Annotated in this window: 1 pseudogene; it reads left to right on the forward strand. The window is 55.0% G+C overall.

Annotated elements, in window-relative coordinates:
• Positions 1 to 369 (forward strand): annotated as a pseudogene (locus ACRPFF_RS11410) (hypothetical protein); the annotation flags it as partial.

The following is a 369-nucleotide window of genomic DNA, read 5'->3' on the forward strand; positions in this document are numbered from 1 at the left end:
GTCGAGTCTCGTGGGCTCGGAGATGTGTATAAGAGACAGCAAAACCTGCTCCGCAAACTCAATCTCAGCAGCCGGGTTCAAGCCGCCGCCAGCGTTTTTCCTTCCGGTTCGGCAGGGCGGGTGGGAACGCTTGCCGAAAGGTCGGCAGTTTCTATATTGTCTGCCGGGGTCTTGCCGGCTGGCAGTGTGTTTGTCGAAGAACACGCGGCAAGCACCAGGGCCGCCAGCAGCGGCACTTTGGTAGGTTTGGACACCTTTGATTTCTTCTTTATGTTTATCCTTTTCCTTCTGCCCTACCTCTTGGCGTCGCAGCACTACGCGCTATTGTTTCCAGACTTTTTCTACAAACGTATTATGCTGGTCGGCCCC

Origin of the sequence: Neisseria sp. SLRRB23 (genome assembly GCF_050896295.1) — a bacterium.
Classification (GTDB): Bacteria; Pseudomonadota; Gammaproteobacteria; order Burkholderiales; family Neisseriaceae; genus Neisseria.